At 70.1% G+C, this 14,322-nt stretch carries 17 protein-coding genes; 3 read left to right on the top strand and 14 right to left on the bottom strand.

All coding sequences use genetic code 11. The features are described from left to right. The first annotated feature begins 329 nt into the window (after positions 1-329). Positions 330-944 carry a LysE family translocator gene (locus OHS58_RS28890; protein ID WP_326944125.1) on the top strand — a complete coding sequence of 205 codons (615 nt, stop codon included), beginning with the start codon at positions 330-332 and terminating at the stop codon, positions 942-944. Here the strand turns inward: OHS58_RS28890 and OHS58_RS28895 are convergent. Genes OHS58_RS28895 through OHS58_RS28905 form a run of 3 tightly spaced genes read right to left on the bottom strand, consistent with a single transcriptional unit; the run spans position 941 to position 3,376 of the window. Continuing rightward, positions 941-2,131 (bottom strand): alpha/beta hydrolase family protein, encoded by a 1,191-nt coding sequence (locus OHS58_RS28895; protein ID WP_328644655.1) that lies wholly within the window; start codon positions 2,129-2,131, stop codon positions 941-943. The two genes, OHS58_RS28890 and OHS58_RS28895, sit on opposite strands and share 4 nt — an antisense overlap. Next, the gene (locus OHS58_RS28900; RefSeq protein ID WP_328644656.1) at positions 2,128-2,946 is read right to left on the bottom strand and encodes an NmrA family NAD(P)-binding protein; all 819 of its coding nucleotides are present in this window, start codon (positions 2,944-2,946) and stop codon (positions 2,128-2,130) included. The genes OHS58_RS28895 and OHS58_RS28900 overlap by 4 nt, the downstream gene beginning before the upstream one ends. Continuing rightward, complete coding sequence (locus OHS58_RS28905; protein WP_328644657.1) at positions 2,939-3,376, bottom strand: nuclear transport factor 2 family protein; 438 nt, start codon at positions 3,374-3,376, stop codon at positions 2,939-2,941. The genes OHS58_RS28900 and OHS58_RS28905 overlap by 8 nt, the downstream gene beginning before the upstream one ends. A gap of 94 nt (positions 3,377-3,470) precedes the next feature. Here OHS58_RS28905 and OHS58_RS28910 point away from each other — a divergent pair, with 94 nt between their 5' ends. Next, a complete protein-coding gene (locus OHS58_RS28910; protein ID WP_328644658.1) occupies positions 3,471-4,064 on the top strand; it encodes a TetR/AcrR family transcriptional regulator in 594 nt (197 codons plus the stop codon). 4 nt (positions 4,065-4,068) lie between these two features. On the opposite strand, the gene murA is transcribed toward OHS58_RS28910, so the two are convergent. Further along, positions 4,069-5,343: a UDP-N-acetylglucosamine 1-carboxyvinyltransferase gene (gene murA / locus OHS58_RS28915; RefSeq protein ID WP_326944130.1), complete on the bottom strand. Its 1,275-nt coding sequence runs from the start codon at positions 5,341-5,343 to the stop codon at positions 4,069-4,071. A 61-nt stretch (positions 5,344-5,404) separates the two neighbouring features. Between murA and OHS58_RS28920 the strand changes: the two genes are divergently transcribed. Further along, the gene (locus OHS58_RS28920) at positions 5,405-5,980 is read left to right on the top strand and encodes a cob(I)yrinic acid a,c-diamide adenosyltransferase (protein WP_326944131.1); all 576 of its coding nucleotides are present in this window, start codon (positions 5,405-5,407) and stop codon (positions 5,978-5,980) included. On the opposite strand, the gene aroA is transcribed toward OHS58_RS28920, so the two are convergent. The 10 genes from aroA to OHS58_RS28970 form a co-directional block, all read right to left on the bottom strand. Continuing rightward, positions 5,977-7,215: a 3-phosphoshikimate 1-carboxyvinyltransferase gene (gene aroA / locus OHS58_RS28925; RefSeq protein ID WP_328644659.1), complete on the bottom strand. Its 1,239-nt coding sequence runs from the start codon at positions 7,213-7,215 to the stop codon at positions 5,977-5,979. The genes OHS58_RS28920 and aroA overlap by 4 nt on opposite strands. A gap of 10 nt (positions 7,216-7,225) precedes the next feature. Further along, on the bottom strand, positions 7,226-7,546 hold the full coding sequence (locus OHS58_RS28930; protein WP_326944133.1) for a putative quinol monooxygenase: 321 nt from the start codon (positions 7,544-7,546) through the stop codon (positions 7,226-7,228). A 69-nt stretch (positions 7,547-7,615) separates the two neighbouring features. Further along, positions 7,616-8,050, bottom strand: a complete 435-nt coding sequence (locus OHS58_RS28935) for a DUF2550 domain-containing protein (protein WP_247057104.1) — start codon at positions 8,048-8,050, stop codon at positions 7,616-7,618. A 25-nt stretch (positions 8,051-8,075) separates the two neighbouring features. Next, the gene (locus OHS58_RS28940) at positions 8,076-8,441 is read right to left on the bottom strand and encodes a F0F1 ATP synthase subunit epsilon (protein WP_247057106.1); all 366 of its coding nucleotides are present in this window, start codon (positions 8,439-8,441) and stop codon (positions 8,076-8,078) included. Positions 8,442-8,554: 113 nt separating this feature from the next. Beyond that, positions 8,555-9,982, bottom strand: a complete 1,428-nt coding sequence (atpD, locus tag OHS58_RS28945) for a F0F1 ATP synthase subunit beta (protein ID WP_247057108.1) — start codon at positions 9,980-9,982, stop codon at positions 8,555-8,557. Next, entirely contained in the window at positions 9,982-10,926 is a 945-nt protein-coding gene (locus OHS58_RS28950; protein WP_326944135.1) for a F0F1 ATP synthase subunit gamma, read from the bottom strand. Before OHS58_RS28950 ends, atpD begins: the two co-directional genes overlap by 1 nt. Before the next feature lie 11 nt (positions 10,927-10,937). Beyond that, complete coding sequence (gene atpA, locus OHS58_RS28955) at positions 10,938-12,578, bottom strand: F0F1 ATP synthase subunit alpha (protein ID WP_326944136.1); 1,641 nt, start codon at positions 12,576-12,578, stop codon at positions 10,938-10,940. Between the two features lie 57 nt (positions 12,579-12,635). After that, complete coding sequence (locus OHS58_RS28960) at positions 12,636-13,460, bottom strand: F0F1 ATP synthase subunit delta (RefSeq protein ID WP_328644660.1); 825 nt, start codon at positions 13,458-13,460, stop codon at positions 12,636-12,638. Positions 13,461-13,466: 6 nt separating this feature from the next. Further along, on the bottom strand, positions 13,467-14,021 hold the full coding sequence (locus tag OHS58_RS28965; protein ID WP_326958187.1) for a F0F1 ATP synthase subunit B: 555 nt from the start codon (positions 14,019-14,021) through the stop codon (positions 13,467-13,469). 29 nt (positions 14,022-14,050) lie between these two features. Beyond that, complete coding sequence (locus OHS58_RS28970) at positions 14,051-14,305, bottom strand: ATP F0F1 synthase subunit C (protein ID WP_326958185.1); 255 nt, start codon at positions 14,303-14,305, stop codon at positions 14,051-14,053. Positions 14,306-14,322 lie beyond the last annotated feature (17 nt).

Below are 14,322 nucleotides of genomic sequence, written 5' to 3' on the forward strand. Positions count from 1 at the left end.
TTTCGTCGGCCGCTCTCGGGGCGACGCTTTCGTCGCCTGCCCCGGGGCGACGCTTCCGAGACCCCGTTCCGGCCACCGCGCGAGCCGGGTCCAAGCGTTGTCCACAGGCCTCGCCCGATGTGGACAACTCCGCGCGAAAACCGCTTCACGGCCGGTCCGGTCGGTCCCCGCCGATAGACTGGACTTGGGCACGCCCCCCTGGAGGAGGGTGGGGGCGGGCCTGGGTGGCCGCGGCTCGAAGGGGCGTCGTGGCAGCCTCGGCCGCGGCCGGCGGGACCGCATTCCGGGATCCGGCGACAACCGCCGCCGTGCGTCCTAGCCTCGGTGGCATGACCTGGGGAACCTACGGCACCTATCTGCTCTTCGTCCTTCTCGTGCTCGTCGTGCCCGGGCCGGATACCGCGCTGGTGCTCAAGAACTCGCTCGCCGGTGGACGCCGGGGCGGGGTGCTGACCGCTCTCGGCATCGGGTCCGGGAACCTCGCGCAAGGTCTGGCCGCCGCGCTCGGGCTGAGTGCCGTGATCGTCCGGTCCGAACCCGTTTTCGAAGCTCTGCGCTGGGCCGGTGCCGGCTACCTCGGTTATCTCGGCGTCAAAGCGCTCGTCGCCGCGTGGCGGGGGGACTACCGGGCCCTCGCCGCCGATGCGCCCCGCGGTGGGCGGCGGTGGCGTGAGGGCTTTCTCTGCAACCTCACCAACCCGAAGGTCCTCGTCTTCTACCTCTCGATGCTGCCGCAGTTCCTCACGCCGGACTCGACCGTCGCCGAAGCGCTGGTGCTCGCCGGGACCGTCGGGGTGCTCGCGACGCTGTGGCAGCTCGTCATCGTCGCCGGGGTGCACCGGATTCGCGCGTGGCTGCTGCGGCGCCGGGTCCGCCGCACCCTCGACGGTGTCACCGGCGCCGCGCTGCTCGGTTTCGGGGCCGCGCTCGCCGTCGAAAGCTAGAGCGTGCGGTCCAGCCAGTCGTAGACGCGGCCGGTCGCGAGCCGCTGGGCGCCGACGTGGCAGTGGGCGTCCGCGCCTTCCTCCGCCGTGAACGTCAGCAACGTCTTCGGCGCCATCACGTGCTCGTACAGCCGGCGTGGCTCGCTTTCCGTCTCACCGGCGAAGAACAGGTCGTCCGCCGCTTCGCAGATCAGCGTCGGGCACGTGATCTTCTCCGCGATGCCGCCTTCGAGCGTGTACTCGAGGTACTTCGCGACGAACTCGCGGTCGGTCGCCGCGCCCAGGACGTACCGGCCGTGGTCGCACGCCCAGCGCAGGGTCGAGCTGGCCTGCCGGCCGGCGGCGAGCAGCGCGTCGAACTCCTCGTCGTGCTCGGCGTTCGCGCGGCGGACGATCTCGTCGCGGTCCCACGGCAGCATCGACGTCACCGCGGAGCCCGCGTCGTAGACGCCGTCGACCGCGATCACCGCCGCCAGCCGCGGCTCGAACGCCGCCGCGCGCGGCGCGAGCTCGCCGCCCAGACTGACGCCCAGCAACGCGATCCGCGCCGGGTCGACGCCGTCGAGGCCCAGCACGAAGTCCACCACCGGCGTGACGACGTGCTCCCAGTCCGGCCGGAACACGAGCTTGTCGCGGTGCATCGCGCTCGGCTGGCCGGGGCCGTCGAAGGTCAGGACGTGGTAGCCGCGCTCGGCGCCGGACGCCGCGCCGAAGAAGTGGAGTTCCTCGGCGCTGCCGTCGAAACCGCTGTGCATCACCAGGACCGGCTTCGGCCCGGCGCCGGGCGCGCGGTAGAAGTAGCCCTGCAACACCGTGCCCTCGTACGGGATTTCGACCGGCTCGGCGACGCCCGCGCGCCGGAAGCACTCGACGCTGCGGTCGTACGCCGCCGCGATCCGCGGGTCCGCCGGGTCACCGTGCAGGAAGAAGTCCGCCGAGAAGTAGTACGTCGACGCGCGCAGCAGCAGGTCCCGCGCGGTGACCGGGCTCGCGTCGGCCGCTTCGGCGTACAGCCGGTCGGCCAGGGCGCGGTAGGCGTCGTGCCAGCTGTCGTAGTCCCCCGGCGTCACGGTCGACGCCGCCGCGAGCACCTCGCCGAAGTCCGAACCGCCGTAGGCCGCGTGGCCGAACAGGCGCAGGGTCTCGAACCAGAACTGCGGGTCCTCGGTGAACATGAGCTGCTTCATCGGATTTCCTCCATCACAAAGGTGCGGAACGAACGAGCGGGCCGGCCGGTGACCTCTTCGACGGCCGGGGTGACACGGTCTTCGGTGCCGCGGCGGATGTCCTCGTCGAGCGCGGCGAGAACGGCGGCGAACTCGGCGGGAATCCCGGACGCGGTAACCAAAGCGGCGAACTCGGCGGTGCTCACCGCGCGGTGCCGCACCGGACGTCCGGTGTGCGCGGCGACGATCTCGGCGGCTTCGGCGTAGCTCACCGCCGAAGGGCCGGTGAGCACGTGTTCGGTGTTGTGCGGTTCGGCGTCGGTCAGCGCGCGGACGGCGACCGCCGCGATGTCGCCGGCGTCGACGAACGCCACCCGGCCGTCCCCGGTGGCCGTGACGATCTCGCCGTCCCGCACGCCTTGGGCGACCAGGTGCTCGCCGGTGAAGTTCTGCATGAACCACGACGGCTTCAGCACGGTCCACTCCGGCGCGGCGCGCACCAGGCGCTGCAGCTCGCCGAGCCCGGGCGAGTCCTCGGTGACGGCCGACGAGCTGAGCAGCACGACCCGCCGGACGCCGGCGTCGAGCGCGTCCGCCAGGAACGGTTCGACGAGCCGCGCGGGCTCGGCCTCGCCGATCGGGGCGAGCAGGTACACGGCGGAAACGTCGTGCAGCGCGGCCACCTGCGAGCCGCGGTCGGTCCAGTCGAAGCGCACCTGACCGGGCTCGCGCACCTGGCGCGTGGCGGCCCGCGCCGTGACGCCGAGGGCGCGCAGGCCCGCGACGACCCGGCCGCCGGTGGTGCCGGTGCCGCCGAGGACCAGGACGTCAGCCACGGTCGCTCCCGGCGAACGCCGCCGTCAGCTCGTCGACGCCGCCCATCAGCTCGGCCGCGGCGAGCGGGCTCCAGTAGTCGCGGTAGCGCCGGATCTCGCCGTCTTCGACCGTCAGCACGGCGATGTAGGACAGCTCGTACGGCTTCCGCGACGCGACGACGACACCGGCCGCGGTCATCTCCACGACGACCACGCCCGGGTCACCGGTCTCGTGCACGGTCTTCGCCGTGATCGCCCGGACGTCGAGCAGGTCCGGGTAGCCGCGCAGGTAGTCGGCGATGGCGTCCCGGCCCTCGACGCGGGCCGGGTAGCCCGCCGCGGCGAACGGGAACTCGAGGACGCCGTCCTCGGCCCACAGCCCGGCGAACCCGGCCATGTCGTGCTTCACCAGCAGGTCGAGCGCGTGCTCGACGAGTTCGCTCGGTCGCACGGATGCCTCCTTCAGCGTTTGGACGAGACGGTACCGTCCCGACGTCACTGTAGACGGGACGGTACCGTTCCGTCCACCCGCTAGACTGCGCGTCATGGCACGCACCCCGACCGGCGCCGCGGTCCTCCAGCCCGAAGTCACCCAGGCCATCACGGACGCGGTGCTGCACGAGCTCGCCGAGCAGGGCTACGGGCGGCTGTCGATGGAAGCGGTGGCGAAGCGGGCCGGGGTCGGCAAGAGCGCGCTGTACCGGCGGTGGACGTCGAAGCACGAGATGATCACCGCGGTCGTCGCGGAGTTCAGCGTGTCGCGCGCGGTGCTCGAAGACACCGGCTCACTGCGCGGCGACCTGCGCGTGACGCTGCAGGCGATGATCGACTGGCTCACGCACCCGGTGTTCTCGCGGATCCTGCCGGACCTCATCGCCGAGGGCGCGCGAAACCCCGAGATGGCCGAAAGCGCGCGCACCAGCATCGGCGGCCCGCGCCGCGACCGCGCGGAGGTGATGCTGCGCCGCGCGATGGACCGCGGCGAGCTCCCGGCGGACCTCGACGTCGAGATGGGGATGGACGTCCTGGGCGCGCCGATCTACTGGCGCATGGTGGTCCGCCGGGCCCCGGTGGAGCCGGACTACCTGGACCGGCTGGTGGAGTACGTCCTGCGCGCGCTGGGCGCGCAGGACGTGTGACGGCTCAGGTGCGGTCGGGCTCGCCGCTGACGCGCTCGATGCGCGCGCCCAGGCGGTTCAGGTTCTCGACGAAGTGCGGGTAGCCGCGGTCGATGTGGAAGACGTCCCAGACCTCGGTGACGCCGTCCGCGCACAGCCCGGCCAGCACCAGCCCGGCGCCCGCGCGGATGTCCGACGCCCAGACCGGCGCGCTGGAGAGCCGTTCGACGCCGCGGACCACCGCGTGGTGGCCGTCCGTGCGGGTGTCGCCGGAGAGCCGGATCATCTCCTCGATGAACCGGAACCGGGCCTCGTAGACGTTCTCCGTGATCATCGACGTGCCCTCGGACACCGCCGACAGCGCGACCGCGAACGGCTGCAGGTCGGTCGCGAAGCCGGGGTACGGCAGCGTCACCCAGTCGACCGCCTGCGGCCGCTCGGCCTGCACGATGCGGAAGCCCTTGTCGCCGAACGTGGTGACCTCGGCGCCGGCCAGCTGGAGCTTGTCCAGCACCAGGTCGAGGTGGTGCGGGTTGACCCCGCGCACGGTCAGGTCGCCGCGGGTCATCGACGCGGCGAACGCCCAGGTGGCGCCCACGATCCGGTCGCCGATCACGCTGTGCTCGGTGGGGTGCAGCTGCTCCACGCCGTGCACGGTCAGCGTCGACGTCCCGGCGCCTTCGACCTTCGCGCCCATCTCCACGAGCATCGTGCAGATGTCGACGATCTCGGGCTCGCGCGCGCAGTTGTCGATCACCGTGGTGCCCTCGGCGAGGACGGCGGCCATCAGGATGTTCTCGGTCGCGCCGACGCTCGGGAAGTCCAGCCAGATCTGCGCGCCGACCAGCGTCTCGGCCTTAGCGACGACGCAGCCGTGCTCGATGGTGCTCGTCGCGCCCAGCTTGCGCAGGCCGTTCTGGTGCATGTCCAGCGGCCGCGAGCCGATCGCGTCACCGCCCGGCAGCGCCACGACGGCCTGCTTCAGCCGGCCCACCAGCGGTCCCAGCACGCAGACGGACGCGCGCAGCTTGCCCATCGCCGCCGAGTCGGCGCGGTAGGACAGCTCGGCCGGCGTGGTGATGGTGGCCGTGTCGCCCTCGATGACGACCTCGCAGCCGACGCTCCGCAGCACGTCGCCCATCAGCGGGACGTCGAGGATCTGCGGGCAGTTCGTGATGGTCGTGGTGCCCTCCGCGAGGAGGGCCGCGGCCATCAGCTTCAGCACGCTGTTCTTGGCCCCGACCACGTCGACCTCGCCGACCAGCCGGGCTCCGCCATGCACGTCGAAGTGCTCGCTCATGGCCGCCAATCATGCCCTCTCGCCCGGATTCGACCCGGGCGGGGGCCGCTATGGTGGCTTCATGGTCGTTCGCATCAACCGCGTGTACACCAAGGTCGGCGACAACGGCACGACGGCGCTCGGCGACGGGTCGCGCGTGCCCAAGACCTCGCCCCGGCTGGGCGCCTACGCCGACACCGACGAGGCGAACTCCGTCATCGGGCTGGCCGTCGCGATGGGCGCGCTGCCGGCCGAGATCACGGACGTCCTGCGCGTGCTGCAGAACGACCTCTTCGACGTCGGCGCGGACCTCTGCCTGCCGATCCAGGACGACCCGCCCTACCCGCCGCTGCGCATCACCGAGAAGTACCTCGAACGGCTCGAAGGCTGGTGCGACGACTTCAACGACCGCCTGCCCAAGCTGACGTCGTTCATCCTGCCCGGCGGCACCCCGGGCGCGGCGTTCCTGCACCAGGCGCGCACGGTGTCGCGGCGGGCGGAGCGCTCGGCGTGGGAGCTGTACGAAGCCGAGCCGGAGACGACGAACCCGATCGCGGTGAAGTACCTGAACCGGCTGTCGGACCTGCTGTTCATCCTCGCCCGGCTGGCCAACCCCGAGGGTGACGTGCTGTGGCAGCCGGGCGGGCAGCCCTCCTAGATCCCCCAGCTCTCCCGCAGCGACCCCAGGGCCTGGTGGAAGCCGGGGAACGTCTTCTTCACGCACTCCGGGTCGTCCAGCGTGATGCCGTCGACCAGCAGGCCGGTGATGCTGAAGGCCATCGCGATCCGGTGGTCGCGGCGGCACTTGACCAGGGCGCCGGCGGGCGTGCCCGGCTGGATCTCGATCCAGTCGCGGCCCGTCTCCACGGAGACGCCCATGGCGCGCAGGTTCTCCTCGCACGCGTCCAGGCGGTCGCACTCCTTGATGCGCGTGTTGTAGACGTCCTCGATGCGCACCGGGCCGGCCGCGAACGGCGCGATCGCCGCCAGCGTCGGGACCGTGTCGGAGATGTCGCGCATGTTCACCGTGACGCCGCGCAGGCCGTCCGAGGGGCCCGCGACCGTCACCGAGTCCTCTTCGAGCTGCACGTGGGCGCCCATCCGCTCGAGGACGTCCACGAACCGCACGTCGCCCTGCAGCGCCGTCGAACCCAGGCCGGGGATGGTCACCGTGCGGCCGGTGACCGCCGCCGCGGCCAGGAAGTAGCTGGCCGTCGACGCGTCGGGCTCCACCGGGTAGTCGCACGCCTGGTAAGGCTGCGGCGGGACGACGAACGTCTTGCCCTCGCGGCGGACGTCGACGCCGAAGCGCCGCATCATCTCCAGCGTGATCTCGACGTACGGCACCGACACGAGGTCGGTCACCGTGATCCGCAGCCCCTCCGCGGTCAGCGGCCCGAGCAGCAGCAACGCCGTCAGGAACTGCGACGACAGGCCCGCGTCCAGGGTCAGGTCGCCGCCCTTGACGCCGTTCGCGCGGACGGTCAGCGGGTGGTGGCCCGGCTCGCCCTCGAAGGTCAGGTCGACGCCCAGTTCCTGCAGCGCGTCGGTGAGCGGGCCCAGCGGACGCCGGCGCATCTGGTCGGACGCGTCGAAGTGGAACGTGCCGGTGCCAGCCGCGGCCAGCGCGGGCAGGAAGCGGGCCGTGGTGGCGCCGTCGCGGCAGAAGACGTCGGCGGACGCCACGCCCGGCCCCGACGGCCGGCCCTCGATCGTCCAGGCGTCCGGCCGCCGGTCGACCTGGTAACCGAGCTTCACGAGCCCCTCGGCGAAGCCCTCGGTGTCGTCCGAGTGCAGCGGACGGCCGAGCACGGTGGTGCCGCGCGCGGCGGCGGCCAGGAACAGGCCTCGGGCGGTGACGGACTTGGAGCCGGGGATGTCGACGAGGGTCACGAACCCCAGTTTAGTGGGGGGCGATCTCGGCCATCGGGCCCCAGTCGGAGGCGTCCTGGACGTTGATGATCTGCGGGTTGTCCGAGATGTAGGCACCCAGGTTCTCGGTGGCCCACTTGAAGTGGTCGGAGCCGACGTGCGCGACGGCGGCGTCCTGGCCCTCGAAGCCCTCGACCAGCACGTACGTGTTCTTGTCTTCGAGGCTGCGGGACCACTCGAAGAACCGGTTGCCCGCTTCGGCGCGGGTGTTCTTCGTGTAGTCCGCGACGATGTCCGGCCAGGCTTCCGCGTGCTCCGGTTTGACCGGGAACTTGACCACGATGAAGATCATGCGGTCAACCGTAGGCCAAAACGGCGGCCCTGGCTGTCTCGGTTTGAGACAGCAGAGTGAGACAGCAGGTCAGGACGCGCGCGGGAGTCGTCGTCCGGGCGGGGCCGACTCGAGCCAGGAGAGGAACCCGGTGAGCGCGCCCGGGCCCATGGCGATCTCGATCGCTTCCTGGGTCTCGGACTCGCAGCGCAGCACGATGGCGCCTTCGGGAACCGCGTAGGCCTCGCTGCCGGAGGGGTCACGGCGGTCGGCGATCTGCATGCTCGCGCGCTGGAAGACGCGGTCCGGGCCGCTGCGGAGGCTCCACACCCGGTACCAGACGAACTCGTCACCCTCGTAGCGGCCGAGCCCCAGGTGCCAGCTGGCCCGCGCGCTGTCCGGACGCCACCGCAGCGCGACGCTCACGCCCCCACCGCGGCGCATCCGGATCCATCGCTGGCCGTACCAGCCGACCAGCACCACGAGCACGATCAGGAGCCCGACTACCACCACGGTGATCTGCACGGCCCGGCTCCTGCCCGTCGCTCGCTCAGACCGACTGACCTGCCGCGCGGAGCTGGGCCGAGGCCCTGGTCCGCTCGGTCTCGTCGTCGGCGGTCAAGGCCGCCTTCGCCGCGTCGACGTCGATTTCGTCGGAAAGCTCGGCACTTTCGGCGAGGATGCTCACCCCGGTGCCGGTGACCGACAGGAAACCGCCGTGCACGGCCGCGCAGACCGTTTCGCCGTCGGTGGTCGTCACCTTGACCACGCCACCCTCGACGAGCTGCCCGAGCACGGGCTCGTGACCGGCCATGATGCCGATCTCGCCCTCGGTGGTCTGGGCCACCACGAAAGTGGCGGTACCCGACCAGAGACGGCGCTCGACGGCCACCAGCTCCACGGACATCTCAGCCACGTAGCACTCCTTCGCTCGGGGTGTTGCCACCGAGTGTAATAGGTCTGTATCCCGGTATGAGAACGGCGGGGGCCCGAGTCCACAATGGACACTGCCCCCGCCGCCTCAGGAGATCACTTCTTGGTGATTTCCTTGTACTTCTTCTCGAGGTCTTCGAGGCCACCGATACCCAGGAACGCCTGCTCCGGGTAGTGGTCGAAGTCACCCTTGGCGATGCGGTCGAACGACTCGATGGTCTCCGACAGCGGCACCGTCGAGCCCGGGATCTGCGTGAACGCCTCCGCGACCAGCATGTTCTGCGAGAGGAAGCGCTCGATCCGGCGGGCGCGCTGGACGGTGAGCTTGTCCTCTTCCGAGAGCTCGTCCATACCGAGGATCGCGATGATGTCCTGCAGTTCCTTGTACTTCTGCAGGATCCGGATGACCTCGGAAGCCACGCGGTAGTGGTCCTCGCCGACGATGGCCGGGTCGAGGATCGTCGACGTCGACGCCAGCGGGTCCACCGCCGGGAAGATGCCCTTCTGGAAGACACCACGCGAAAGCTCGGTGGTGGCGTCCAGGTGGGCGAACGTCGCGGCCGGGGCCGGGTCGGTGTAGTCGTCCGCGGGGACGTAGATCGCCTGCATCGAGGTGATCGACCGGCCCCGGGTCGAGGTGATCCGCTCCTGCAGCTGGCCCATCTCGTCGGCCAGCGTCGGCTGGTAACCCACGGCCGACGGCATCCGGCCCAGCAGGGTCGACACCTCCGAGCCGGCCTGGGTGAACCGGAAGATGTTGTCGATGAACAGCAGCACGTCCTGGTTCTGCACATCGCGGAAGTACTCCGCCATGGTCAGCGCGGACAGGGCGACGCGCATGCGCGTGCCCGGCGGCTCGTCCATCTGGCCGAACACGAGGGCGGTGTCGTTGATGACGCCGTCTTCGCTCATCTCCAGGAAGAGGTCGTTGCCCTCACGGGTGCGCTCGCCGACCCCGGCGAACACCGACGTACCGCCGAAGTTCCGGGCGACACGGGTGATCATCTCCTTGATGAGCACCGTCTTGCCGACGCCGGCGCCGCCGAACAGGCCGATCTTGCCACCCTGGACGTACGGGGTGAGCAGGTCGACGACCTTCAGGCCGGTCTCCAGCATCTCCGTCTTGCCCTCGAGCTGGTCGAAGGACGGCGGGTTGCGGTGGATGCCCCAGCGCTCGAGGTCGTCGCCGTAGCCGGGCTCGTCGAGGCACTCGCCGAGCGCGTTGTAGACGTGGCCCTTGACCTTGTCGCCCACCGGCACGGTGATCGGGCCACCGGTGTCGGTGACCTCGGCACCGCGGACGAGACCGTCCTGCGGCTGCAGCGAAATGGTGCGGACGAGGTTGTCACCCAGGTGGGAGGCGACCTCGAGCGTCACCGTCTTGCGCAGCTGCTCGAACTCGATCTCGACCTTGAGCGCGTTGTGCTGGTCGGGAACGGAACCGCGCGGGAACTCGACGTCGACGACCGGACCGGTCACCGACACGATGCGCCCCTTGGCGCGCGGGGCTTCAGTACTGGTCATCAATCATCACTTCCTGCTGCGGTGAGCGCGTTCGCGCCACCGACGATTTCGGAGATCTCCTGGGTGATCTGCGCCTGGCGCGCTTGGTTCATCTCCCGCGTCAGGTTACCGACCAGGTCGTTCGCGTTGTCCGACGCGGCCTTCATCGCCGTCCGGCGCGCGGCCAGCTCGGACGCCGCCGACTCCAACAGCGCCGAGTAGATGCGCGTGTTGATGTACTTCGGCAGCAGCGAGTCCAGCAGCTTGTCGGCACTCGGCTCGAACTCGTAGCTGGGGAGCAGGTCGCCGGTGGGCTTCTGCTCCTCGTCGCCGTCCGTGTACTCGACCTCGAGCGGCGCGACGCGCTTGGCGATCGGCCGCTGCGTCAGCATCGACACGAACTCGGTGTAGACGATGTGGATCTCGTCGACACCCTCGATGCCGTCGGCGTTGCCGTGCCCGTCGTCGACGCCGGCCATGAACGACTCGACCAGGGTCTCGGCCGCCTCGACCGCCGCGGCGTAGTTCGGCTGGTCGGAGAAGCCCGTCCAGCCGTCCACCACCTCGCGGCCGCGGAACCGGTAGTAGTTCAGGCCCTTGTTGCCGGTGACGTAGACCCGAGCTTCCTTGCCCTCGTCGCGAAGCAGGGAAAGCAGCTCGCCGGTCGCGCGCAGCACGTTGGAGTTGTAACCACCGCACTGGCCCTTGTCACTGGTCACGACCAGGACAGCGGCCCGCTTCGGGTTCGGGCGCTCGACCAGCAGCGGGTGGTCGAGGTTGGCCGCCGCACCGGCCAGCGCCGAGAGCACCTTGGTGATCTCGTCGGCGTACGGCCGGGAAGCGGCGACCTTCGCCCGCGCCTTCGTGATGCGCGCGGTGGCGATGAGCTCCATCGCCTTGGTGATCTTGCCGATCGACTTGGTCGCCTTGATGCGCGACCGGAGTTCCCGGAGTTGTGCGGCCATGAGCTATCAGCTCACTTCTTCGGGGCGGGCTTGTTGACCTTGACGGTCTCCTGCCCGACCTTGTCGGCGTCCATCGCGTCGGCGTCCACCCCGACCAGGGAGTTGCCGTCGGCGGTGGTGAACTCCTTCTTGAACTCGTTCACCGCGGCGACCAGCTTCTCGGCGGTCGCGTCCTCGAACTTCCCGGAGTCGCGGATCGCGCCAAGGACGTCGTCGTGCTTGCGGCGGGCCGAGTCGAGGAACTCGTGGTTGAAGCGGCGCACGTCTTCGGTCGGGACCGAGTCGTAGTGGCCGTTCGTGCCCAGCCACACCGTGCAGACCTGCTCCTCGACCGGGATCGGCGAGTACTGCGACTGCTTGAGCACCTCGTACAGCCGGGCACCGCGCTCGAGCTGCGCCTTCGAGGCGTCGTCGAGGTCCGAGGCGAAGGCGGCGAACGCCTCCAGCTCGCGGTACTGCGACAGGTCGATGCGGAGCGAGCCCGAAACCGACTTCATCGCCTTGACCTGCGCGGCACCACCCACGCGGGACACCGAGATGCCCACGTCGATGGCCGGGCGCTGACCGGCGTTGAACAGGTCCGACTGGAAGAAGCACTGGCCGTCGGTGATCGAGATGACGTTCGTCGGGATGTAGGCCGACACGTCGTTGGCCTTCGTCTCGATGATCGGCAGCCCGGTCAGCGAGCCGGCGCCCAGCTCGTCCGAGAGCTTCGCGCACCGCTCGAGGAGACGGGAGTGCAAGTAGAAGACGTCGCCGGGGAAGGCCTCGCGGCCCGGCGGGCGACGCAGCAGCAGCGAGATCGCGCGGTACGCGTCGGCCTGCTTGGTCAGGTCGTCGAACACGATGAGGACGTGCTTGCCCTCGAACATCCAGTGCTGGCCGATGGCCGAGCCGGTGTACGGCGCGATCCACTTGAAGCCGGCGGAGTCCGACGCCGGGGCGGCGACGATGGTGGTGTACTCCATCGCGCCCGCGTCCTCGAGGGACTTCTTGACCGCGGCGATCGTGGAGCCCTTCTGGCCGATCGCGACGTAGATGCAGCGGACCTGCTTCTTCTCGTCGCCGGTCTCCCAGTTGGACTTCTGGTTGATGATCGTGTCCACGGCGACGGCGGTCTTGCCCGTCTTGCGGTCACCGATGATCAGCTGGCGCTGGCCGCGCCCGATCGGCGTCATCGCGTCGATGGCGGTGATGCCGGTCTGCAGCGGCTCCGACACCGGCTGGCGCTCGACCACCGAAGCGGCCTTGACCTCCAGCGGGCGGCGGTCGGTGGTCTCGATGTCGCCGAGGCCGTCGATCGGGGCGCCCAGCGGGTTGACGACGCGGCCGAGGTAGCCGTCGCCGACCGGCACGGACAGGACCTGGCCGGTGCGCTTGACCTGCTGGCCCTCTTCGATGCTTTCGAAGTCGCCGAGGATCGCGGCACCGATGGAGCGCGCGTCCAGGTTCAGTGCGACGCCCAGGACGCCGCCGGGGAACTCGAGCAGCTCGTTGGCCATGGCCGAGGGGAGGCCCTCGACGTGGGCGATACCGTCACCCGCGTCGATCACGACGCCAACTTCTTCCCGGCTCACGTCCGGGGCGTAACTCGAGACGTAGTTCTCGATCGCGCTACGGATCTCATCCGAGGAGATCGTCAGCTCGGCCATGTCTTTCCCGCTCTCGCTTCGTTCTTGCCAGTATGCAAAGTCTTGTGTGGCCGGGGACTAGGCCCGGGCCAGCCGCCTGCGCAGGGCAGCGAGCTGACCCGCCGCGCTCCCGTCGATGATCTCGTCGCCGACGCGGACGACGAGCCCGCCGCCGAGACCGGGATCGACCTCGACGTGCAGCGCGATCGACCGCCCGTAGATGGTGTCGAGCTTCTCGCCCAGCCGGGTGGTCTGCTCGTCGGTCAGGGGACTCGCGCTGGTCACGTAGGCGACCGAGCGCTGACGGCGTTCCGCGGCCAGCTTGACCAGCGCGTCGAGCCCGGCGCCGACACCACGGCCCTTGGCCCGGCGGACGACCTGCTCGACGAGGGTCTCGGTGACCACGTCCACCTTGTCGGCGAACAGCCCGCGCACCAGCGACCGCTTGGCGTCGGCGGGACCGGCCAGGTCCGCCAGTGCGGTCTCGAGCTCCGGGTGGTTGGCCACGACGCGCGAGACCTGGAACAGCTGGGTCTCGACGGCGTCGATGTTGCCGGTCTTCTCGGCGGCGGTGAGCAGCGCGGAGTGCCCGAGCGACTCGAGTCCGTCGACCAGCTGACGAGGGCTGGACCAGCGGCTGCCCGCCACGGCGTCGAGCACCTTCAGTGCCGGTTCGGACAGCTTGCCGTCGAACAGCCGGCGCACCAGCGTGGTGCGCGACTCCGGCGTCGCCGAGGCGTCACTCACCGCCCGGCGCAGACCGATCTCCCGGTCCAGCAGGTCGACGACCGAGAGCAGCTCGTCGCCGACCGTGGCCGCGTCGGCTCCCGCGTCGGCCAGAACCTCGCCGAGGCGTTCCTCGGCGAGGCCGAGCGCTTCACGGCTCGCAGCATGCAACGTCATTCGGGTCTACTTCCCCGCTCCACCAGCGGCACCGGCCGTGTCCAGCTCCGCGAGGAACCGGTCGACGGTGCCACGACGGCGCGCCTCGTCTTCGAGCGACTCGCCGACGATGCGGCTGGCCAGCTCCACGGCGTTGCGGCCCATGTCGGCCCGCAGCTCGGCGATGATCTGCGCCTTCTGGGCCTGCAGCTGAGCCTGGCCCTGGGCGACGATCCGCTGGGACTCGGACTCGGCCTCGGCCCGCAGTTCCGCCTTGATCTGCTCGGCTTCGAGCCGGGCGTCGTCACGGATCTTCGCGGCCTCGCCACGAGCTTCCTTCAGCTGCGCCTGGTATTCCGCCAGCGCGGCTTCGGCCTGGGCCTGAGCCTTCTCGGCCTTCTCGATGCCACCCTCGATCTTCTGCGCACGCTCTTCGTACGCGGCCTCGAAGCGAGGGACGACGTACTTCTTGAGGATGAACAGCAGGATCAGGAAGGCGACGATGCCGAGGATCAGCTCCGAAATGTCCGGCACGATAGGCAACGGCGTTTCGGACGCCAACACCAGTTCGTTCGTCACCACAACGTCTCCTTAAGCGATGAGCAGAGGACTCAGGCGGAGGCGATGAAGTAGATGACGATGCCGATCAGCGCCAGGACCTCGGTCAGCACGAAGGTCGAGAAGCCGATGCCCTGCAGCTTGCCCTGGGCCTCCGGCTGCCGGGCGGTGCCGTTGATGACGGCGGCGAAGATCAGACCCACACCGATGCCGGGGCCGATGGCGCCCAGGCCGTAACCGATCGCAGCAAGACCCTTGTTGAGGTTGACGGCCTCGGCGGCCTGCTGGGCCAGAACGATGTTGCTCACGTGCATTTCCCTTCACT

The sequence above is a fragment of the Amycolatopsis sp. NBC_00348 genome (assembly GCF_036114655.1).
In the GTDB taxonomy this organism is placed as follows: Bacteria; Actinomycetota; Actinomycetes; order Mycobacteriales; family Pseudonocardiaceae; genus Amycolatopsis.

What these genes read in the sequence shown, in the direction of transcription:
- OHS58_RS28890 (WP_326944125.1), top strand. Translation starts at nt 330, where the DNA reads ATGACCTGGGGAACCTACGGCACCTATCTGCTCTTCGTCCTTCTCGTG.
- OHS58_RS28895 (WP_328644655.1), bottom strand. Translation starts at nt 2,131, where the DNA reads ATGAAGCAGCTCATGTTCACCGAGGACCCGCAGTTCTGGTTCGAGACC.
- OHS58_RS28910 (WP_328644658.1), top strand. Translation starts at nt 3,471, where the DNA reads ATGGCACGCACCCCGACCGGCGCCGCGGTCCTCCAGCCCGAAGTCACC.
- murA (WP_326944130.1), bottom strand. Translation starts at nt 5,343, where the DNA reads ATGAGCGAGCACTTCGACGTGCATGGCGGAGCCCGGCTGGTCGGCGAG.
- OHS58_RS28920 (WP_326944131.1), top strand. Translation starts at nt 5,405, where the DNA reads ATGGTCGTTCGCATCAACCGCGTGTACACCAAGGTCGGCGACAACGGC.
- OHS58_RS28930 (WP_326944133.1), bottom strand. Translation starts at nt 7,546, where the DNA reads ATGATCTTCATCGTGGTCAAGTTCCCGGTCAAACCGGAGCACGCGGAA.
- atpD (WP_247057108.1), bottom strand. Translation starts at nt 9,982, where the DNA reads ATGACCAGTACTGAAGCCCCGCGCGCCAAGGGGCGCATCGTGTCGGTG.
- OHS58_RS28950 (WP_326944135.1), bottom strand. Translation starts at nt 10,926, where the DNA reads ATGGCCGCACAACTCCGGGAACTCCGGTCGCGCATCAAGGCGACCAAG.
- atpA (WP_326944136.1), bottom strand. Translation starts at nt 12,578, where the DNA reads ATGGCCGAGCTGACGATCTCCTCGGATGAGATCCGTAGCGCGATCGAG.
- OHS58_RS28960 (WP_328644660.1), bottom strand. Translation starts at nt 13,460, where the DNA reads ATGACGTTGCATGCTGCGAGCCGTGAAGCGCTCGGCCTCGCCGAGGAA.